Origin of the sequence: Saccharibacillus sp. O23 (genome assembly GCF_002205895.1) — a bacterium.
In the GTDB taxonomy this organism is placed as follows: Bacteria; Bacillota; Bacilli; order Paenibacillales; family Paenibacillaceae; genus Saccharibacillus.
In genome coordinates, this window is sequence record NZ_NJDE01000012.1 from 12,104 (window position 1) to 33,473 (window position 21,370).

At 53.4% G+C, this 21,370-nt stretch carries 15 protein-coding genes, 1 tRNA gene and 1 riboswitch; of the genes, 11 read left to right on the forward strand and 5 right to left on the reverse strand.

What is annotated here, in order from left to right:
• The first annotated feature begins 290 nt into the window (after positions 1-290).
• From nirB to CDO73_RS16400, 4 genes are all read left to right on the forward strand, one after another.
• On the forward strand, positions 291-2,732 hold the full coding sequence (gene nirB / locus CDO73_RS16385) for a nitrite reductase large subunit NirB (RefSeq protein WP_088489611.1): 2,442 nt from the start codon (positions 291-293) through the stop codon (positions 2,730-2,732).
• 98 nt (positions 2,733-2,830) lie between these two features.
• The gene (gene nirD, locus CDO73_RS16390) at positions 2,831-3,172 is read left to right on the forward strand and encodes a nitrite reductase small subunit NirD (RefSeq protein ID WP_088489612.1); all 342 of its coding nucleotides are present in this window, start codon (positions 2,831-2,833) and stop codon (positions 3,170-3,172) included.
• Positions 3,173-3,219: 47 nt separating this feature from the next.
• Positions 3,220-4,035 carry a formate/nitrite transporter family protein gene (locus CDO73_RS16395; RefSeq protein ID WP_088489613.1) on the forward strand — a complete coding sequence of 272 codons (816 nt, stop codon included), beginning with the start codon at positions 3,220-3,222 and terminating at the stop codon, positions 4,033-4,035.
• 292 nt (positions 4,036-4,327) lie between these two features.
• Positions 4,328-5,173: a methyl-accepting chemotaxis protein gene (locus CDO73_RS16400; RefSeq protein ID WP_088489614.1), complete on the forward strand. Its 846-nt coding sequence runs from the start codon at positions 4,328-4,330 to the stop codon at positions 5,171-5,173.
• Between the two features lie 56 nt (positions 5,174-5,229).
• Here the strand turns inward: CDO73_RS16400 and CDO73_RS16405 are convergent, their stop codons facing one another.
• Positions 5,230-5,517: a DUF6171 family protein gene (locus CDO73_RS16405; RefSeq protein WP_088489615.1), complete on the reverse strand. Its 288-nt coding sequence runs from the start codon at positions 5,515-5,517 to the stop codon at positions 5,230-5,232.
• Positions 5,518-5,778: 261 nt separating this feature from the next.
• Between CDO73_RS16405 and CDO73_RS16410 the strand changes: the two genes are divergently transcribed.
• Complete coding sequence (locus tag CDO73_RS16410) at positions 5,779-6,867, forward strand: AI-2E family transporter (RefSeq protein ID WP_088489616.1); 1,089 nt, start codon at positions 5,779-5,781, stop codon at positions 6,865-6,867.
• A gap of 348 nt (positions 6,868-7,215) precedes the next feature.
• On the opposite strand, the gene CDO73_RS16415 is transcribed toward CDO73_RS16410, so the two are convergent.
• The 3 genes from CDO73_RS16415 to CDO73_RS16425 all read right to left on the reverse strand — a co-directional run bounded on the left by CDO73_RS16415 (position 7,216) and on the right by CDO73_RS16425 (position 11,469).
• Positions 7,216-8,391 (reverse strand): serine hydrolase domain-containing protein, encoded by a 1,176-nt coding sequence (locus tag CDO73_RS16415; RefSeq protein ID WP_088489617.1) that lies wholly within the window; start codon positions 8,389-8,391, stop codon positions 7,216-7,218.
• Between the two features lie 265 nt (positions 8,392-8,656).
• Positions 8,657-10,480: an S-layer homology domain-containing protein gene (locus tag CDO73_RS16420; RefSeq protein WP_088489618.1), complete on the reverse strand. Its 1,824-nt coding sequence runs from the start codon at positions 10,478-10,480 to the stop codon at positions 8,657-8,659.
• A gap of 266 nt (positions 10,481-10,746) precedes the next feature.
• Positions 10,747-11,469: an abortive infection system antitoxin AbiGi family protein gene (locus tag CDO73_RS16425; protein WP_088489619.1), complete on the reverse strand. Its 723-nt coding sequence runs from the start codon at positions 11,467-11,469 to the stop codon at positions 10,747-10,749.
• A gap of 433 nt (positions 11,470-11,902) precedes the next feature.
• Here CDO73_RS16425 and CDO73_RS16430 point away from each other — a divergent pair.
• The 3 genes from CDO73_RS16430 (at position 11,903) to CDO73_RS16440 (ending at position 15,831) form a co-directional block, all read left to right on the forward strand.
• Positions 11,903-11,975: transfer RNA gene (locus CDO73_RS16430), tRNA-Ala, on the forward strand.
• Positions 11,976-12,254: 279 nt separating this feature from the next.
• Positions 12,255-12,339: riboswitch (cyclic di-GMP riboswitch) on the forward strand.
• Between the two features lie 72 nt (positions 12,340-12,411).
• Positions 12,412-14,082 (forward strand): pyridoxal phosphate-dependent decarboxylase family protein, encoded by a 1,671-nt coding sequence (locus CDO73_RS16435; RefSeq protein ID WP_256972723.1) that lies wholly within the window; start codon positions 12,412-12,414, stop codon positions 14,080-14,082.
• Positions 14,083-14,085: 3 nt separating this feature from the next.
• Positions 14,086-15,831, forward strand: a complete 1,746-nt coding sequence (locus CDO73_RS16440; protein ID WP_088489620.1) for a methyl-accepting chemotaxis protein — start codon at positions 14,086-14,088, stop codon at positions 15,829-15,831.
• A gap of 81 nt (positions 15,832-15,912) precedes the next feature.
• On the opposite strand, the gene fabF is transcribed toward CDO73_RS16440, so the two are convergent.
• Positions 15,913-17,154, reverse strand: a complete 1,242-nt coding sequence (fabF, locus tag CDO73_RS16445) for a beta-ketoacyl-ACP synthase II (protein ID WP_088489621.1) — start codon at positions 17,152-17,154, stop codon at positions 15,913-15,915.
• 159 nt (positions 17,155-17,313) lie between these two features.
• On the opposite strand from fabF, the gene CDO73_RS16450 reads away from it, so the two are divergent.
• The 3 genes from CDO73_RS16450 (at position 17,314) to CDO73_RS16460 (ending at position 21,370) form a co-directional block, all read left to right on the forward strand.
• Positions 17,314-18,165, forward strand: coding sequence for a helix-turn-helix transcriptional regulator (locus CDO73_RS16450; RefSeq protein ID WP_088489676.1), 852 nt, complete (start codon positions 17,314-17,316; stop codon positions 18,163-18,165).
• 269 nt (positions 18,166-18,434) lie between these two features.
• Positions 18,435-19,271, forward strand: coding sequence for a BglG family transcription antiterminator LicT (licT, locus tag CDO73_RS16455; protein WP_088489622.1), 837 nt, complete (start codon positions 18,435-18,437; stop codon positions 19,269-19,271).
• Positions 19,272-19,462: 191 nt separating this feature from the next.
• Positions 19,463-21,370 carry a beta-glucoside-specific PTS transporter subunit IIABC gene (locus CDO73_RS16460; RefSeq protein WP_088489623.1) on the forward strand — a complete coding sequence of 636 codons (1,908 nt, stop codon included), beginning with the start codon at positions 19,463-19,465 and terminating at the stop codon, positions 21,368-21,370.

Below are 21,370 nucleotides of genomic sequence, written 5' to 3' on the forward strand. Positions count from 1 at the left end.
CATCAAAAAGCAAGCTAATTTTCTTGCCCGAACAACGATCCTTTTGTCTGCCGATCTCCTTGCAAACGCAAAAAATAATTGTGACAATTTAACGTGAATTTTTTCACATTTACTGTGACTACGGTCACCAACCCCTCGAATTTTAATTAAATATAATGAACATGTAAGTTAGATCAAATTTGAAATAGCGGCAGCTTCCCGGCTTATCCGACCTGCCGTTTCATCGACTGTTAACTTGTGAAGATTCTCACATTCTATCATAAATCAGACCGCCAAGGAGGCACATCGTTATGACGACCGCAAAAGAAAAACTCGTCGTGATCGGCAACGGCATGGCCGGCATCAACACGCTGGAACAAATCCTCAAGCTGACCGACCGTTTCGAGATCACCGTATTCGGCAGCGAACCTTATCCCAACTACAACCGCATCATGCTCTCCTACGTGCTGGAAGGCAGCAAGACGCTGGACGATATCGTGATCAACGATTGGAACTGGTACAAAGAAAACGGTATTACGCTTCATACGAGCCGGACCGTGACCGCGATCGATACGGCAAACAAAACGGTCGTCACCGCCGAAGGCATGACCGCCGCTTACGATAAACTGCTGATCGCCACCGGCTCGAATTCGTTGATGCTTCCGATTCCGGGCAGCGACCGCGAAGGCGTCGTCGGCTTCCGCGATATCGCCGACTGCAATCAAATGCTGGAAGCCGCGAAAGCGTATAAGACGGCGGCCGTCATCGGCGGCGGCCTGCTCGGACTCGAAGCGGCCAAAGGCCTCGTCGGTCTCGGCATGGACGTGACGGTCGTGCACTTGATGAACGATCTGATGGAACGCCAGCTCGACAGCCAAGCTTCGGCGATGCTCAAATCGGAGCTGGAACGTCAAGGCATCAAATTCGCGATGGGCAAATCGACGGCCGAAATGCAAGGCGACCATCGCGTGCGCAAATTGGTGTTCACCGACGGCGAAGAACTCGACGCGGAATTCGTGGTCATGGCGGTCGGCATCCGTCCCAACAAACAGATCGGCGAAGCCAGCGGCATCGAGACCAACCGGGGGATTCTCGTCGACGACTTCATGCGCACTTCGGCGCCGGACGTCTATGCGGTCGGCGAATGCGCGGAACACCGCGGCGTCTGTTACGGCCTCGTCGCTCCGCTGTTCGAACAAGGCAACGTGCTCGCGAAACAGATCTGCGGCATCGAGACCGAAGGCTATGCCGGTTCGATCACTTCGACCAAACTGAAAATCTCGGGCGTGGACGTATTCTCGGCAGGCGAATTTATCGAAGGTCCTCAGCATACGGTCATCTCGGCCAAAGACGAATGGAAACGCACTTACAAAAAAGTGCTGCTCGACAACAACAAGATCGTCGGGGCCGTTCTGTTCGGCGACGTGACGGAATCGGCTTCGCTGCAAAAATACGTCCGCGAAGGCACCGAGATGAACGACGAAATCTACGGCGACCTGATGGGCACGGGCGGTCACTGCGGAGGCGGCAAATCGAAAACGGCGGCCGTCGAGAAAATGGCTGACGACGAGATCGTCTGCGGCTGCAAAGGCGTCACCAAAAAAGTCATCGTCGACGCCATCAATGAAAAAGGATTGACCACGGTCGACGAGATCAAAGCCTGCACCGGCGCGACCGGTTCGTGCGGCGGCTGCAAACCGGTCGTCGAACAAATCTTGAGCTACGTGCTCGGCGACGGCTTCAAGAAAACGGTCAAAACCGGCATCTGCGGCTGCACGCCGCTGAGCCGCCAAGAAATCGTGGCCGGCATCAAAGAAAAAGGACTGCGCACGACCAAAGAAGTCATGCACGTGCTCGAATGGCATAACCCGGAAGGCTGCTCGAAATGCCGCCCGGCGGTCAACTATTATCTGGGCGTCATCTATCCGGGCGAACACAAAGACGAGAAAGAATCGCGTTTCGTCAACGAACGGATGAATGCCAATATTCAGAAAGACGGCACCTATACGGTCGTTCCGAGAATGTACGGCGGCGTGACCACCCCGGAAGATCTCAAGAAGATCGCCGACGTCTCGGTGAAATACAACGTCAAAGCGGTCAAAGTCACCGGCGGACAGCGTCTCGACTTGATCGGCGTGCAGAAAGAAGATCTGCCGAAAGTCTGGGAAGAACTCGATATGCCTTCGGGTTACGCGTACGCCAAATCGCTGCGGACGGTCAAGACCTGCGTCGGTTCGCAGTACTGCCGCTTCGGCACGCAGGATTCGCTGTCGGTCGGCGCGATGCTGGAACGCAAATTCGAACGTCTCGATTTTCCGGCCAAATTCAAGATCGCCGTTAACGGATGCCCGCGCAACTGCGCCGAATCGTGCACCAAAGACATCGGCATCGTCGGCAACGACGGCGGCTGGGAGATCTTCGTCGGCGGCAACGGCGGGATCAAAGCCCGTCTGGCCGACTCGCTCTGCAAAGTCAAAACGGATCAAGAACTGACCGATACGGTCGCCGCCGTGATGCAGTACTACCGCGAGACCGGCAACTATCTGGAACGTACGTCGGAATGGGTCGAACGGATCGGCCTCGAAGACATCTATCAAAAAACGGTCGAAGACGCCGAGTATCGCCGCACCTTGATCGACAGCATCGAACATGCGCTGACTTTCGTCGAAGATCCTTGGAAACAAGTGCTGAACGACAAGAAACTGCGCAGCGAACTGTTCGAGACGGCCAAACCGGCTATGCCGCAAGCTTGACCGAAACGCGAAAACGGGCTGCCGAGCCTCGAAAAAGCTCGGCTCCTCCGTTCTCCGCTTCGCCTGTATACGACCCTATTCCCGAGAGGAGCTTGACCATGACCCAAGAATTGAAAGCCACCGCAGCGGAAACCGAAGTGACGCTGGATACGCTGGACCGCTTCCCGAGCCGGATCGGCCGCGTCTTCCTCGTCGGCGATACCGAGGTCGCCGTTTTCCGGACTTCGGACGACGAAGTCTATGCCGTCGAGAACCGCAATCCGCATCCGAAAGGCGGCCCGTTGGCCGAAGCGATCGTGTCGGGCCGCTACATCTATGACCCGCTCTACGATTGGAAGATCGATCTGAAGACCGGTCTCGTGCAGGAGCCCGATCAGGGGCAGGTCCGCACGTTCCGCATCGAAGTCACCAATAATCAAGTGATTCTGTTCACGAAGTAACACGCAATCCGCATTCCCCCATTCGCGCGCCCAGGAGGCTGACCCCCATGTTCACCGAAAGTGTACGTTCCGTTGTCGAAGCCGCAGTCAAAAAAAGAGATTTCATGAATCGACATCCGCTCCGCTATTTCATCAGCGCCATGATGGCCGGTGCCTACGTAGGCCTCGGGATCATCTTGATCTTCTCGCTCGGCGCGCCGCTCGCCGCGATCAAATCTCCGATTCAATCGCTGGTCATGGGCGCGTCGTTCGGCATCGCTCTGACGCTGGTCATCTTCGCCGGATCGGAATTGTTTACCGGCAATAACATGTTCTTCACGGCTTCCACTCTGGCACGTCGCACTTCCGTCAAGGACTTGGGCAAGAACTGGACGCTCGTCTTCCTCGGCAATCTGACCGGCGCGGTCGTCTTGTCCCTCTTGGTATTGGGAACCGGCCTGTTCAAAGGCATCGCGCCGGAGCATTTGATCTTCGCCGCGGCCGCCAAAAAAATGAGCGTGCCGGTCGCCGCTTTGTTCTTCCGCGGCGTTCTCTGCAACTGGCTGGTCTGCCTCGCGATTTGGATGTCCGCCCGGACGACCAACGACGCCGCGAAAATCATGCTGATCTGGTGGTGCCTGTTCGCCTTTATCGCCAGCGGCTACGAGCACAGCGTCGCGAACATGACGCTGCTCAGCACGGCTCTTCTGCTGCCGGGCCATCCGGCCGCGATCACGATCGCGGGTTGGCTGCATAACATGATTCCGGTCACGCTGGGCAATATCGTCGGCGGCGCCGCCTTCATGGGCATGGCCTATTGGTTCGTATCGCCGGTTCGCCGCGCGGCGAAAGACGGCCAAGAAGACGTTCGTCAAGCGTCTTGAGCCGGCGCATATTCGTTATCGAGGCGCTGCAGCGCCCATCTATTCAGCCTCGCCGGAAAACTCCGGCGGGCTTTTTTGCGTAAAACCGTTTTCGGCTATCGGAAGAACGGTTCTTTATCGCTGTTTTTCGACATTTCCTCATTTAAACATTGTTTTTTTTACATAATCCCTCTATATTCGTGCTTAGAGATTAGGTATAGTTACCGGCTCGATTACTAACATTTCAGGCAATCGGTCGATCTGTTCAAGTTCGATTACGCTTACTTATCACGAAAGGAAAGTGAAACACTCGATGAACCTTGTTGAATCTCTGATGGCTGTCGTTCCTTATCTCGGCAAAATGATGCGCGAGAATACCGCGATCACGATCTACGACAAAACGCATATTTTATACTACGAACAGAACGGAAACTTCGATCTGGGGATCTCCAGCGGCGATCCGCTGCTTCCTGAATTCATGAATTTCGGCGCGATCAACGCGTCCAAAACGCCTTCGCTTGCCGAATACCCGGCGGACATGTTCGGTTACGGTTATCCGCTGCATGCGGTCATCATCCCGTTGGTCGAACAAAACGAGGTCGCGGCCGTACTGACCGTCACTTATGATCAGACCAACCAAGAGAAGCTGAAAAGCATCGCTTCCGACAACTTGGCCATCGCGGAACAGCTTGTCGATATGGTGCAGCATGTAGCCGCCCACTCGCAAGAACTTCAAGCGACCAGCGAGCAGATCCTTCAGAATACGCATACCGCGGTGCGCAATTCCGGCAAGATCACGAGCGTCGCCACCTTGATCAAAGAAATCTCGGATCAGACGAACATGCTCGGCCTGAACGCCGCGATCGAAGCCGCGCGCGTCGGCGAACTGGGAGCCGGATTCGGCGTCGTCGCCGCCGAAGTCCGCAAACTCGCCGTTCATTCCAAAAGCGCGACCGCGGATATCGAGACGGCTCTCAAAGACGTTCAAGATTCGATCCGCGTCATGGAAAGCGAGATCGCTCAGATCGTCGCTTCTTCCCAAGAACAAGCTCAGCTCGTCACCCATTTTACGGAAGTGATCGAGCGGCTTCAGCAGACCGGAGAATCCATGCGCGAGCTGTCCGGCAGCCTGACCCGCTATCATCAAGACGTACGTTAAGCCGTTTGCGCGCGCGCAAGCGCGCAAAAAAGCGTTTGTCGCGTAACGGCGCGCGCTTAACCGCTCGCCGAAGTCGAAGCTGCCCACCGGTCGTTGCCGGGATAAGGGCAGCTTTTGCTTTTCAGATGGGCAATGACCGGAACCAGGCACCCGCAGAGCATGCAGGTCGTGCCTCCGTGGAATTTGGGACAATCTCCGCAAGCTTGCAGGCGCGCCTCGTATTGTTCTTCCGGCACCCGCAGTTCGGACGCGAAAGCCGGCGAAGCCAGCAAGCGCTGCATCTGCCGGTCGTTGACCGCGAATTCGTCGCCGCAGCTCCGACAGGTTCGATTGTTTTCGCGCATGATCCTCTTCCTTTCTTGCTTTTCCCTCGAATCGAATTCGCTTATGAACGAATGATTAAGGTTTTCCTTATTATAAGGCCAACACGCGTCTTATCGTCAATAAGCGCTTACATGAACGCGCAGATTCGTCAGGATCGTGCTTCCATTTCCCGGCCTTGCTTTTACCGGCGTCCTCGCTCTAAACTACTTATATAGATATGCTCCGAGGCCTGCCCGACGGGCATTGAAAAGTCTGATGTTGAAGGAGAGAACCGCGATTTCATGAAGGCCCTTAGAGATTTTTTCTACATTCCGGGGATTCGCAGGGCGCTGGCGCTGATCTTGGCCCTCGTTCTGTTAATTTCGCTTCGGAGTATGCTCAGCATGCTGCTGATCACGTTTATCCTCACGTATCTCATGAACCGGCTGCACCGTTTTATCCGCAAAGGAACCGATCACATTAAGCTGAACAGCAAATGGGTCGTGCTGGTTACCTATGCGCTGCTCGTGTTCGCGTTAGGTTTCGCCGTCTATCGCTACCTGCCGATTTTCATTTACGAAATTCAGCAGTTGATCAATCAGGTCATCTCGTTCTATAACAATCTGTCCAACTTGGCGCTGCCCGATAACGCGTTTACCCGCTATATCATGGACTCGATCAAGAAATTCGATATCGCCAGCTACGTCGAAGGCGGTTTCGACTTCATCGTGCATACGTTGACGGATCTGGGCAAATTGGGCTTGAATCTGTTCATCGCCTTCATTCTGAGCTTGTTCTTCAACTTGGAAAAAGACAAAGTCGCGTCGCTCATGTCCAAATTCCGCTACAGCAAAGCCGCTTATTTCTTCACGGAACTGGAATACTTCGGACGCAAATTCGTCGCTTCGTTCGGCAAAGTCCTCGAAGTGCAGTTCATGATCTCGCTGACGAACTCGCTGCTGTCGCTGATCGTGCTGTGGCTGCTCGGATTCCCGAATCTGTTCGCGCTCTGGCTGATGATCTTCCTGCTCGGACTCGTTCCGGTCATGGGCGTCATCGTCTCGCTGATCCCGCTGTGCGCGATCGCGTTCAATATCGGCGGTCTGAATATGATCCTCTACATTCTGATCATGATCGTCGTGCTGCATGCTTGCGAGTCGTATATTCTCAATCCGAAGTTTATGTCGAACAAGACGCATCTGCCGATCTTTTTCACCTTCTTCATCCTGCTGCTGGGCGAACATTTCCTCGGCGCTTGGGGCCTGATTGTCGGCGTGCCGATCTTCATCTTCATTCTCGACATCTTGGAAGTCCCGCTCGAACCGGAACCCAAAGCTTCGCTTAAGAAGAAGAAAAACGAACCGCCGGCCATGCCGCCGAACATTCAATAGAATACGCGCACGTCAGCCGGGCCCTTTGCGGGTCCGGTTTTTTGTTTTTTCGAGCGCTGCTTCGGACACAAAAAAGACCCCGGCGGGGTGGCTCCGCCGGGGCGACAACTTATCTTTAAGAGGGGTTGAGATCATCTTAACCGTTCAAGCTGAACAGAACCTGATACGAAGATAAAGATTTGCTGAAAAGCCGGCTGCTCCGATAAACAAAAAAAGGACCCCGACGAGGTGGCTTCGTCGGGGTCAAGCTCTATGATAAGAGGGGATTGCTTGTATCTTAACGCCCGAACCTGAAACTTAGCTGAAATGCCGCTGAGTCTCAGATAAAAGGTGCTCGGATCGCCGGTTTCAAGGCTGCAGCGCGCCGTACGCGGCCGCCCGTACGCGCAGATGATGATATTCTTCCATATTCGGCAGCATCTGATGCATGTAGACCACGGCCGTGTTCGTTTCCGGCGAGATCGAAGTCCACGTGCCTGCCATGCCGGTCCAACCGAACTCGCCGAGCGGACTGTTGCTGCCGCCGGCCGCGCGGTCGATCAACGTCCGCACGCCCAATCCGTAACCGTAACCGGCCGAATACGAATAGGTGAAATCGTTCATCTGTTCTTCGCTTAGATGGTTGGTGCGCATCAGATCGATCGTATGCCGTCCGATGATGCGCACGCCGTCCGACGTTCCGCCCGCGGCCAACATGCTGGCGAATTTCAGATAATCGCGCGTCGTCGAATACAAGCCCATGCCGCCCGGTTCCAACAGCGAATCTTCCCGATGCACGCGGTCGAAGTCTCCGGAAGAAGGCGTCAGCGTACCGTCTTCGGCGCGTTCGTACATGACCGCCATACGCTCCTGAATATCGCCGCGGAACCGATAGCCGGTATCCTTCATTCCCAGCGGTCCGAAGATTTCTTCTTGCAGGAACTCGCCGACGCTTTTGCCCGAGACGGCTTCGATCAGGCCCGCGACCAGATCATGCCCGTATCCGTAGAGCCAACGGGTACCCGGCTCGAACATGAGCGGCGCCGAAGCGATCGCCCGGATCTCGTCGCGCAGCGTGTAACGCCCGCCCGACTGCTCGCGCAGTTCTTCTTGCAGCCTTGCGATCTCGCGCGCCGGCAGCGAATCGCCGAACGGGTAAGGGTGTCCCGTCATCATGCCGAAAGCATGCCGGATCAGAATCGGGTTCTGCGTCGGTTCGGTATGTACCTGACCGTTCGGATCGGTCACGATCTTCTTCGTGTCTTTGAACTCCGGCAGATAGAGATGCAGCGGTTCGTTCAGCAGGAATTTGCCTCGTTCGAACAAGATCATCGCGGCCGTGCAGACGATGACTTTCGTCATGGAGTACAGCCGGAATACCGTGTCCGGTCCGACGTCGACGCCTTTTTCCCGGTCGGCTTGGCCGAAATATCCTTCATACACGACTTCGCCGTCTTTCGCGACCATGCAGGCGCAGCCGGCAGGCCCTTTCCCTTTTTCCGTAAAGGATTCCAACAGCGCGGACAAATGATCGAATTGTGCCATGATTATCGCCTCTTTTTCATTAGTAGAAAGTCGACAAACCTTGTACGTACAACAGAGCGAAAACGGTAACGGAAGCGCTTTCGATACGTTCCTCTTTATTTTGCCAGATTCGAAACGTTTTCGCTAGTGTTATCGGAATCTCTGTATAAAAAAAGTATTGCCGTCTGTAAAACAGACAGCAATGCTTCAGTGAAACGCCGTGGTGCGAAGCTTGTCGAACGCAGCTTGAACGCACAACTTCTACAACGTCGAGCGCGCCAAGCCTTTAAGACGGAAAAGGCGCATTAACCGTGACACCGACGTAAAAATAACCGATGCCGCCCGCTTTGCCGTCATTCGCTATGACTTTGATCAAGACATGCCCCGCACCGGTCGGCGTAATCGTCAACCGCTCGCCCTTCGCTTCGGCAACCGCGATACCCGGGTTTTCGGACACTGCCGAATAAGTCAACGCATCTTGATCGTAAAACGCGTTCGACAGATCGAGCGTCTGAACGCCTTCGTCAAGCGGCGCAGCGACCGAAACCAGCCAGTTGGCGGCGATCGGCGGCGAATTCGGAATATCCGAGACTTCGCGGGAGTGCGGAATGCGTAGATCGAAATCCGATACGTAAAAGGAATAGTTCCATGCGCTGTGGCCGCCTTTTCCGTCTTCCGCGCTCAATACGACCTGCGTCGTTCCCGCTTTTAGCGCGGTAATCTTCAAGCTTGTTCCTTCTATATCGAATTTGGCTACGCTCGGATCGGCAGGTTCGATCTTATAAGTTAACGGATCTTGATCCGGATCGACGAAAAGACCGGCCAAACTGAAAGTCTTGACCCCTTCGGCCAATCTCATCGTTAACGGAGGCGTACCCGATGCGGGCTGCGGATGACGATTGATGCCGAGTACGTCGATCGTACGGTCGTCCAGCCCGATATCGACCCCGAAGACCTGATGCTGTGTCGGCAGAAGATCGAAGAATTGCGAGATTTTCGTCCCGATCGGCAGTTCCAACGTCTCGATACGGATATCTTGGCCCGTGGTCAGCCGAAGAGCAGTATCTTGAATAACTGCTGTGCGGAACTTGCTTTTCCCGTTGATCGATAGCTTGCCTTTACTTTCGATTTGAAGTCTGTCCGCGGAGAGATTCAGAGTGACATCGGATATGTCGGCGCCTACTTCAATCCGTTCCGCTCCTTGTCCGCCGACCGTGACGGAATTGCCGGAAATGCGCAGCGTTCCTACCGAATTCGCCGCTCCTAGCTCCAGCACGGTTCCGTTGTTGACGATCTCGAGGCTTGCCGCTTGTTCGATCTTCCGATTCTCGGAACGGTAATGCAGAACGACTCCTTGCAGCGCTTGTCGATTCTGCGTGTTCAGCAGTCCTTTCAGCGAATCCCCGATCCGATAAACGACGCCGTCCAACGTTATCGTATCGCCACTGATCTCTTGAATGGCAGCCGTCTTGTCGGTGTGTTCGAAGACTCGGACCAGTACGGAAGCCGCCTCCTGCCGCTGCACGCTCGCTTTGGGGTTGAACTTTCCGTTTGTCGTTTCCATAAAGCCCAGCCGAACCGCAGTCTCCACGGCTTTCGCCGCCCAAACGCCGACGGAAGCTCGGTCTCGAATATCGACGGTTCGGCCGCCTGCCGTTTGATCGGCTTTGATTGCGCGCACCAAGACGACCGCCAACTCTTCGCGCGTCACCCCGGCGTTCGGGCGGAAGTTGCCTTTGGAATCGCCGCCGAGCAATCCGGCTTTCGCGACGGCTTGGATATACCCGCTGCTCCATCTTGCAGACGGAATATCCCGAAAATTCGACGCGCTTTGAGGTAGCGGAAGTTTAAGAGCTTTCGCCAACGCGATCGCAAGCTCTTGACGCGTCAGCGGCGCATAAGCGCGAAGATCCCCGTTCGCGTCGCCGCTGAGGAGTCCTTGTTCGACTGCTTTCCGAATCGCGTTTGTTTCACTGTTTGCCGGCTGCTTCGGCTCCGCGGAACTCCCGGCTTGCGCGGCCGACGCGGAAGCCGCCTGCATGCTCGCCGGAACGATCGCCGTGCCTGCCAGCAAAGCGGCCATAAAGAATCGGGTCATTTTCAAAGTCATATCGGTCCCCTGTCTATGTCGAATAAATAAAGATCTATACGAATTATAGAGGCGTCTAGCTTGCTTCACAACAAAAACGATTCGATAACCAGCTGCTCGCAGATTGTCGAATCGTTTTTGTTTTTATGACGGTATGGCCTCCGATGACTTGTATCTAATCAGAGATAAGATAAACACGATATTCAAGAGTACAAGTCACTAAGTAGATCAAATTCCAGACTGAAGACACCATAAACGTTACGACGCATCTTTAATCTGGAATTGCTCTAAAGCTGCTCCTGACGTATTTCATTCCACAGGTAACATGCTAACTCATTAAGCATTTCTTCATAATTCCATCCAGCATCAATAAAAGGAGTATACTTAATATCATCTGAACCAATTAATTCTCGAATTTCTTTATGATCATTTGAAGGAGCTATTACAGCAAATATTTCAGCACAATCAAACTCAAGCATCTTCCTAACTCGCCACTCTCTCTCCCAATGAAAATCGTGACCTGCTCTCACTATATTAACTATTGAACCAAATGTATTAAAATCTGCAACCAATTCTTCCGGTTCATCATCATAATAGGTCCTAGTATATTCATCATATTGTCTAGTGAGATATTTTAATAATAGATTATTCTCTTTATAAACATATGATACAGGGTTCCCGCGTGCGCTTATAACCTTCGACTTTTTGAATACAAGTCCGTATGGTTCTAATTCCACTTTCCTTCCAGATATATTAGTGAGTAAATGAATTTTATCCAATGGCGTTTCTGTAAAACATACAACTCGGAATTTTTTTTGAATCTCCTCGTCCTCTTTTCTTAGCTTCGGAGAGAACAAGCAATGATGATCATAAGCATGAATCATCTTATCTTGGATGATGGATACGAGATTTTCTTTTGCGCTATTTGTTCGATAAGCTTTTGTTAAATGTACAACATATCTTGATATGTCTGTTCTATGGGAAAGAATTTCTTCGATTTTACGTGACACTGTATACCTCCTTCAATCATCTCAACACTACATACTTCCAGTATAATTCATAATCAGCAATATTTCATTAATCATTATACTAGTACCTTTACCGTTTAAGAGTTCAGGTTCGCCGCTCGAAAACCCGCTCGATTCTTTATAGTTCGTAGTCAACTTTAGCAACATTCAGTAGATTATAGATCTAACTTTGATAAATACTCAATGGTTCGACTTGTCTCTTCAGTAAATACTTAAATTTAGGACAATTTAGTAATTGCCTTTTGACTAACAACCGATGAAGTCTGATGACTCTTTTCGAAGGTAGTATAACTAATGCTACTCTGTAAGCACCATGTACTAAAACAGATCATTGTCTTATTTTTCGTCCAATAAAGACTTGTTGACTTGATAAGTCGTACATGCTATATTATTTCTTGTGAGCAAAACATGATACGGGGCCTTAGCTCAGCTGGGAGAGCGCATCGCTGGCAGCGATGAGGTCAGGGGTTCGATCCCCCTAGGCTCCATACGAAAAAAAAGATCCTTTACGGGTCTTATTTTTTTTGCATTTATTCCGATAAGAACGACATCCGTGTCGTTCTTTTTTAATGGGAAATTATACTCTGATTCTATGCCTATGTTTCAGGGTAAAAAGACCTAGTTCGACAAAAAACGAGGACTTATTCGCAAAAATTTGACACAGCATGTAAATTTTCATTGATACTTTCAAATAGGTATATTATAATTCCAAATGGCTAGAAAATCATATTCGCCTCCTTAATCATTCAGATAATCCTTATAATAATTTCATATTTTGGCAAACTCGTTGAAAAACGAGGACGCAAAACTATAGGGACTAAATCCGTTAGGGTAGGTCAGCCAGTTGCATTCGACAATTGGTGGAACATAGGTATTTGTGCCTAGTTTCGCCTTTTTACATTTGAAATCGGGAGGAACACCAAAGTGTCTACTTACAAAGAGAATTCCGTGCAAAGCTTTTTTCCGAGCGAGGACGGAAATCAACAAGAACGCCAGCAGTTTATGCAGTTGATCGAACAATTGATCGCGGGCGTGGATGATTTGAAGAATCCGGACGGAGTCAATCTGTTGGGAGAAAAAGAACGTTCGAAATCTTTTTATACCGATTTGATTCAAAACAGCGTCATTCCGACCGATAGTACGGATCAAAGAGAAGTGAATGCTCGCTTGTTGAAACTGCTGCACAATCACCCTTACCATTCCAAGTATTTTTTGACCAACATTTTGCCGATGGCAAGTACTCCGGGAATTTTGGGGATGATTACGGCGTTTCTCGTGAACGGCAATAACCTTTGGGACGTATACGGTCCTGCGGGCGCCGAAGCGGAAGTTCGCGTGGTCAGCATGATGTCCAAGCTGGTCGGATACGACGCCGGGTCGAGCGGCGGCTATACGACATGGGGCGGTCAAGGCGCGATCTTTACCGGCCTCCGATTGGCGATCGCCAAAGTCGCGCCGGACGCTCCGCGCAAAGGCGTTCCCCGCAACCTCTACGCGTTCTGTTCGGAATCGGCGCATTACAGCTTGTTCAAATCTATGGAAGCGACCGGACTCGGCAGCGACAATCTGATCAAGGTCCGCACCCATACCGACAGCTCGATGGACACCGAAGATCTTCGGCACAAGATGGAACAAGTGATCGCGGAAGGCGGCATTCCGGTCTACGTGGTCGCGACGACGGGCACGACCGACGCGATGGGCATCGATAACGTGAAGCTCGTGCTCGAGACCGCCGAAGAAGTCGCGGCTAAGCACGGCATCCGCCGCCCGCATATCCACGCGGACTCGGCGCTCGGCGGATTTTTCGCCTTTTTCCGCGAGTACGAATTCGACACCAATCCTCTCCGCTTTGCGCCGCAGGTCTTGGAAGCTTTGCAAAAGATTCAGAGCCGGATGCAGTATCTGTCGCTGGCCGATACGCTCTGCTTCGACTTCCAGAAGCTCGGTCAAACGCCGTATTCGACAAGCCTCTTCTTGGTGAAGAACGCTTCCGATCTTCAGCTCGTCGATCTGGCCGAAGAAGAAACGCCTTACGTCGGACACCGCGGTTACGGAGATTACCATACGGGCTACACGTTGGAATGCTCCCGCATGGCAAGTTCGATCAGTATCTACAGCGCGCTTCTGGCTTTCGGCGTTACCGGTTACCAGCGTCTGCTGGCCCAGTTCGTCGAAGTCAATCTGGCGTTCCGCGAGACGCTGCGCCGCGAAGTTCCCGAAGCGATCATCGTGAACGACGAGAACCCGGCGATCATGACGCTGTTCCGCATCTACCCCGACCGCCAAGACGGTTTCCAAGCGGAATTGTCCGGCCGATGCTCGCTTGCCGATATCGAAGAAACGAACCGTTTGAACGAACAGCTATTCGAAGTATTGGGTAAGCAGCGCGACGTCATGTTCTTCGGAGATACCAAAAAGCATTTGGTCGTGCCGACAAGCGAAGGCGCCCAGACGACGCTTTACGCCGCGAAGCTTTTCGTCATCTCGCCTTATACCGAAGTTGCGCACGTCGAAGAAATCGTCGAATACCTGAAACAAAACATAGATGCCGTCTTTCATTCCTATGCAGATACTTTGCAACCAATCGGAGGGTAACACGTGTCGAAGCCTACATCCAATCCTAGCAAGAAATCCGTATTCGGCTGGTACAAAAACCACATCTCGGCGAAAATGATCTGCTCGATTATCTTGTTGATCGTGTTTACTTGCGCCGCTTTTTCCATTGCCGAATCCAAGATCAGCAGCCGGTTGACGAACGAACTGGAAGATCAATTCGATCTGCGGCTCGCGACTAGCATCCAGTCGATGAACGCTTATCTGGAATCGATTCCCGAAAATCCGGCAGACATCGACGGAACAGGCAATGAAGGGTACAAGAAAATCAAAGCCAAGCTGGAGAGCATACTCGTGACCGATACGTTGGAAAATGTGTATATTCTCAGCAACAACACCGGCAAAGAGCAGATTGTCGTTCTGACCGGCGTCGACGACGATTACGGTACGGATTACGCTTTTTCGGATGATATGAAGGCTGCGATCGATTCCCAGAAGATGACGTACAGCTCGATCTACAAAGACGAATACGGCATTCACAAGTCGATCTTCCTTCCGCTCAAAGACCGGGACGGCAAAACGTTCGGGATCGCGGGCATCGATATCGACGCGAGCGTCATTCCGGCTACGCAGACCTTTATCTTCTGGTTTACTGTCGTGATCGTCGCGGTGGTTATTGTGATCGGCGTCGCTGTGGCGTTCCTGCTCAGCCGCAGCTTGACTCGCCCGATCAACAAACTCGTGAACGCGACGCAAAAAGTAGCGGAAGGCGATCTGACGGAAGAATTCGCTCTTCAACGCCAAGACGAGCTGGGCACGTTGGCCGGTTCGTTCAATGCGATGCGAGGCAATCTGGAGACGTTGATCCATCAAATCTCGAGTTCTTCCAAAGTCTTCTCGGAGACCGCCGGCAATATCAATCAATCGTCCAACGAAATGGGAGCCAGTTCTCATCAGGTGGCCCTTTCGATGAACAGCGTCAACGAAGGCGTATCGGAAGTCGTGGTTTCGATCACGGACAGCACCTCTTCGATCGTCGAAGTCAACGAAGAATTGGCCAAAGTCACGAGCGAAGTGACCGGCATGCAGCAGATGGTCCATGAAGTCAGCTCCTACTCCAAAGACGGTCAAGTACTGGTCGAGAAAACGTTGAGTCAAATGGACGTGATCCAGCAGGAGATGAAACAGTCGCAAGACGCCGCCGCTCAACTCGATACGCGCTCGAAAGAGATCAGCGACTTCATTACGGTCATTACGCATATCGCGACGCAAACCAATCTGCTTGCGCTGAACGCTTCGATCGAAGCCGCGCACGTCGGCGAGCACGGCAGAGGTTTCGCGGTCGTTGCCGGAGAGGTCAAGAAGCTGGCCGAACAATCTTCCGAAGCGGCCAACTCGATTACGGAACTGATTCACAGCACGCAGCAGGACAGCCAATCCGTGCTTGCGAGCATCGAGCAAGGCAGCCAAGCCGTGGAAAAAGGGCAGCAGTGGATTCACGAGATGTCGGAGAATTTCAACACGATCTTCAACGGCGTCTCCTCCTTCTCCGCCCAAATCGGCCATCTGAAAGAATCGCTCGACAAAACGGATCGTTCGTTCGAATTGATTACGGACTCCATGCAGAAGATCTCCGGCATTACCGAAGAACAATCGGCCGGATATCAGGAAGTCGGCGCCGCGATCGAAGAACAAAGCGCCACGATTCAAGAAATCGCGGGCGCGATCCGCAATCTGTCCCAGATGGCGGACGAGCTTCAAGCTTCCGTGCAATACTTCAAAGTCTCTTAAACGATCGCCATCGACAAACAGGAGAAAGCCGATAACCTCGGCCTTCTCCTGTTTTTATTTTGCGGATTCGTGCGGGGATGGTCAAACGCCTTCGTACCGTTTCAGCACGATCGCCGAATTATGTCCGCCGAACCCGAACGAATTCGAGATCCCGATCCGCAGGTCCGCTTTTCTCGCTTCGTTCGGCGTATAATCCAGATCGCACAGTGGATCGGCTTCCTCCAGATTGATCGTCGGCGGAATCCATCCGGTCTGCAAAGTCTTCACTAACGCGACCGCTTCGGCCGCTCCGGAAGCGCCGAGCATATGTCCCGTCATCGATTTGTTGGCCGTCACCGGAATCCGGTAAGCCTCTTCCCCGAATACGGCTTTGATCGCCGCCGTCTCGGAGCGGTCGCCGATGACGGTGCTGGTCGCATGCGCGCTGATCACGTCGATCCCGGACGCTTCGATTCCCGCTTCCTTCAGCGCCGAGCGCATCGCGCGCGCCGCGCCGCTGCCGTCTTCCGGCGTCGCCACCATATGATAAGCGTCCGAACTTGCCCCGTAACCGATCACTTCGGCCAGAATCTCCGCTCCCCTCGCCTGCGCGTGGCTCAACGATTCCAATACGAGGATGCCCGCCCCTTCCGCCATGACGAAACCGTCGCGGCTTTGATCGAACGGACGGCTCGCCGCCCGAGGATCGTCGTTACGCGAAGACAAGGCCGTCGCGTTCGAGAAGCTTGACAGCGCGATCCCGTGCAGCGCCGCTTCCGTTCCGCCCGCGATCATCACGTCGGAACGGCCGGCTTGAATATGAAAAAAGGCTTCGCCGATCGCCGTATTGCCGATCGAACAGGCCGTGATCGGCGCCATCGACGGACCGAGCGCGCCGTAGCGGATACTGATGAGCGCCGCCGCCATGTTGGCGATCATCGTCGGCACCAGCGACGGACTGACGCGGCCGGGCCCTCGGCCCGCAAGCACTTCGCCCTGCCCCATCAGCGTCCGGATCCCGCCGATTCCCGAACCGACGTAGACGCCCATGCGTTCCCGATCGATTTTCTCCGGATCCAGCGCGGCCTGCGATATCGCTTGCTCGGCCGCGACTAACGCGAATTGGCAGAACCGGTCCAATTTCTTGGCTTCTTTGGCTCCGAGCAGGCCGGTCGCATCGAAATCGCGCACTTCCCCGGCGATCTGCGTTTTATATCCCGACGGGTCGAACGACTCGATCCGCGCGACTCCCGATCTTCCTTGCGTGAGATTGCTCCAGAACGCGTCCACCGTGCTGCCGAGCGGCGACACGACGCCCGTTCCCGTAATGACGACTCTTTCCATGACTTTATTGACTCCCTTCGTTTCCTTGTGCTTTCGGGCTTGTACCGCTATAATGTCATGGAAAATATCCTATTACAAGTTACCGTTTATACGGGTATAAAGAGTGCTCTGATGCCGGATCATTCTTCTTCTCCGTATCGCGCGAAAGGAGTCTGCCGCATGAATTCCGCTTCCCGGCTGCAAGCTTTATCCGCTTTTCTCAAAAACAAACGCGCTCTGATTACCCCGGAATCCGCCGGCTTTCCGGTCGGAGCTCGGCGCCGTACGCCCGGTCTTCGCCGCGAAGAAGTCGCGCAGCTTGCCGGCGTCAGCCTCACTTGGTATACCTGGTTGGAGCAAGGCCGCGATATTCAAGCTTCGCCGTCCGTGCTCGACTGCGTCGCGGGCGCGCTGCGCCTGAACGCCGACGAGCGCAAATACCTGTACTCGCTCGCGCTCGAAAGCGGAGCAAACATCCCGACGGCCGAACCGCTCGTGCCTTTGATCAATCCGTCGCTTCGCAAGATCCTGAACGATCTGACTTACTGCCCGGCGATCGTCTCCGATCGGATGTGCAATATCGTGGGTTGGAACGAAGCGGCGCGCTTCGTGTTTCTCGATTTCGAACGGATTCCGGCAGAGCGGCGCAACATGATCCGTTTGCTGTTCGAACGTCCGGAATTCCGACGCCTCGCGGTCAATTGGGAACAGTTCGCCAGCGGCTTCTTATCCATGTTCCGTTCGTATTACGGCCGCTACGTCGGCGACGAGTGGTACGACGGTTTCTTGAGCGAGATGACGACCGCTTATCCCGAATTCCGCAAGATGTGGGAACACGGACAAGTCAGCTACGCGCCGGAAGTCCATCTGGAGTTTCGCCACGCCAAAGCCGGCAAGATGGTCTACGAACTGACCTCCCTCAGCGTATACGGACAAGACGACCTTCGATGCAGCATCTATACGCCGGCGGCCGAGACGACGACCGAATCCAAACTTCGCCGCTTGATGGAAGAAAGAAAATCGGCCGAATGACCCCTTCTTTCTTCCATTAGGCCGCTTCTTTTCCGAAAACGATCTCGAAAAAAAGAAAAAGAAAGCGTATACTTTTCTATTGTCAAACGCTTTCTTAACTGCTATGATGACCTTGGGATTGTTACTGAAGAAGGCAAAACCCACCACATGTGCAAAAGGTATATGTGTTGGGTTTTGCCTTCTTTCCGTTAACGGTCCCTTTTTCCGCAATAAGGATGTAAGCGCTTATATCCTTCGTTGATGATCACGCACAGTAAGGAGGGCGGCAGGTGATTATCGGAAAAATCTTTAACAACAACGCGATTATAGCCAGCGACGCGAACAAAAGCGAATTTGTCGTTATGGGACGCGGAATCGCGTTCAAGAAAAAGATCGGAGAACCCGTAGATCAGTCTCTGGTCGAAAAAATCTTCGTGCTTCAGCAGAAAGACGCTTCGGAAAAATTCAAGCTTCTGTTGGAAGACGTGCCGCCCGAGTACATCTCCTTATGCTACGACATCATCGAATACGGCAAAAACATGTTGGACGTGCCGCTGAGCGATTACATCTACGTGACGCTGACCGACCACATGAACAATGCGCTCAGGCTGCTGGACGAAGGAATCACGACGACCAATCCGTTAATCTGGGAAATCCGGCGCATCTATCCGAAAGAATTCGGCATCGGCAAGAAGGCTCTCGAATTCATCGAAGATTCGCTCGGCAAGAAGCTTCCCGAAGACGAGGCGGCCAACGTCGCGCTGCATCTGATCAACGCGCAGATCGACCAGTCCTCCCGAAGGACGGACAACGTGGCGGCGCAGACCGAGAAGATCAGCGATATCCTGAACATCATCAAATACAGCTACGGCAAAGCGCCCGACGAAAATTCGCTCAGCTACGAGCGGTTCGTCACCCATCTGCGTTTTTTCTTTCAGCGGATCGGCAAACCGGGACGCGGCGAACTGGAAGACGATTTCCTGCTTCGGCAGGTCAAATCGAAATACAAAAAAGCTTACGCCTGCATGCTCAAAGTCGAAACGTACTTGCAAATCGAGCTGCCGGACGAAGAAAAATTGTATCTGACGCTTCATATCCACCGCGTGACGCGCGAATCCGCTTTATAGTAGCGGATCGGATCGACGCTTGGCTCAAGCGTTCTCAATTTCATAAAATCACGGATCGTGACTGGTAATGCAGGCGAGACCAAACGGAAAGCATGTTCCTTCGCAGCGTCGAGGGACGCGCGCTTCCTTGGTCTCGCCTTTTTTTATAAGCTTTTTCCTTCTATCATCATTCGCGCAAAGGAGCGAGAACAATGGGGAAATACGAAAAACTGGCTAAAGACATCATCCAAAACGTAGGCGGCAAAGAAAACGTCAACAGCCTCGAACACTGCGTCACGAGACTTCGGTTCAGACTGAAAGACGAAAACAAAGCCAATACCGACGTGCTGAAAAATATGGACGGCGTCGTCACGGTCGTCAAAAGCGGCGGCCAATATCAAGTCGTCATCGGCAACCATGTGCCCGACGTGTACGCGGAAGTGAACGCCGTCGGCGGATTCGCTTCGTCGGAAGGCGCTTCGAGCGCGGACGGCGGAGCCAAAGGCAACCTGTTCAACCGCTTCGTCGACATGATCTCCGGCGTGTTCGCGCCTACGCTCGGCGTACTGGCCGCGACCGGCATGATCAAAGGCTTCAACGCTTTGTTCCTGACCCTGGGCTGGCTGACCGAAGCTTCCGGCACCTACCAGATCTTGAACGCGATCGGCGACTGCCTGTTCTACTTCTTCCCGATCTTCCTCGGCTTCACGGCCGCGAAGAAATTCGGCGCCAACCAGTTTATCGGCATGGCGATCGGTGCGGCTCTCGTCTATCCGAATATCGCGGGCATCACGACTTCCGGCGCCGAACCGCTGTATACGTTATTCGGCGGCACGTTATTCGAATCGCCGGTCTACATTACGTTCTTGGGCATACCGGTCATCTTGATGACCTACTCGTCCAGCGTTATCCCGATCATCATCGCGACGTTCGTCGGTTCCAAGATCGAAGGCTTCTTCAAGAGAACCATTCCTAGCGTCGTTCGGACGTTCTTGGTTCCGTTCTGCACCCTGCTCGTTATCGTTCCGCTCACGTTCATCGTCATCGGTCCTGTCGCGACTTGGGCGGGCACATTGATCGGTAACGGCGTATTGGCCATCTACAACCTGAGCCCGATCATCGCAGGCATCATTCTCGGCGGTTTCTGGCAAGTGTTCGTCATCTTCGGTCTGCACTGGGGCTTCGTGCCGATCGCGATCAACAACCTGACCCTGCTCGGCAGCGATCCGGTACTGGCGGCAACGTTCGGCGCTTCCTTCGCTCAAACGGGCGTCGTTCTGGCGATCCTGCTCAAAACAAGAAATCAAAAACTCAGATCGCTGTCGATCCCGGCCGTCATCTCCGGCGTGTTCGGCGTCACGGAACCTGCGATCTACGGGATTACCCTGCCGCGTAAAAAACCGTTCATCATCAGCTGCATCGGCGGCGCGATCGGCGGCGGCATCATCGGCGCGATGGGTACGCAAGGTTACCGCATCGGCGGTCTCGGCGTCTTCGGCATTCCGTCTTACATCGGTCCGAGCGGTCTGGACGCGGGCTTCTGGGGCGCGATCATCGGCATTACCGTCAGCTTCTTCTTCGGCATGGTCGTGACCTTGTTCATGTTCAAAGACGATGCGGCGACAACCGATAACACGCCGACCAAAAAAGACGATTCCGTCATTCAGCAAGAAACGGTAGGCAGCCCGATGAGAGGCAACGTCATCGCTCTGTCCACGATCAAAGACGAAGCGTTCTCCACCGGCGCGATGGGCAAAGGCGTAGCGATCGAACCGATCGAAGGCAAAGTGTATTCCCCGGTAGACGGCGTACTCACTTCGCTGTTCTCTTCCGGCCATGCGATCGGCATCACGAGCGATACGGGCGTCGAGATCCTGATCCACGTCGGTCAAGACACCGTCAAGCTCAAAGGCAAATACTTCACGCCGCAGGTCAAACAAGGCGATCGGGTGAAAAAAGGCGATCTGTTGATGGAATTCGATATGGACGCGATTCGCAAAGAAGGCTATATCTTGACCACGCCGGTGATCATCTCGAATACGGGCAGCTATCTGGACGTCATCGAAACGGAAAAAAGAGACATCGGTTACTACGATAATCTGCTGACGGTAGTCATCTAA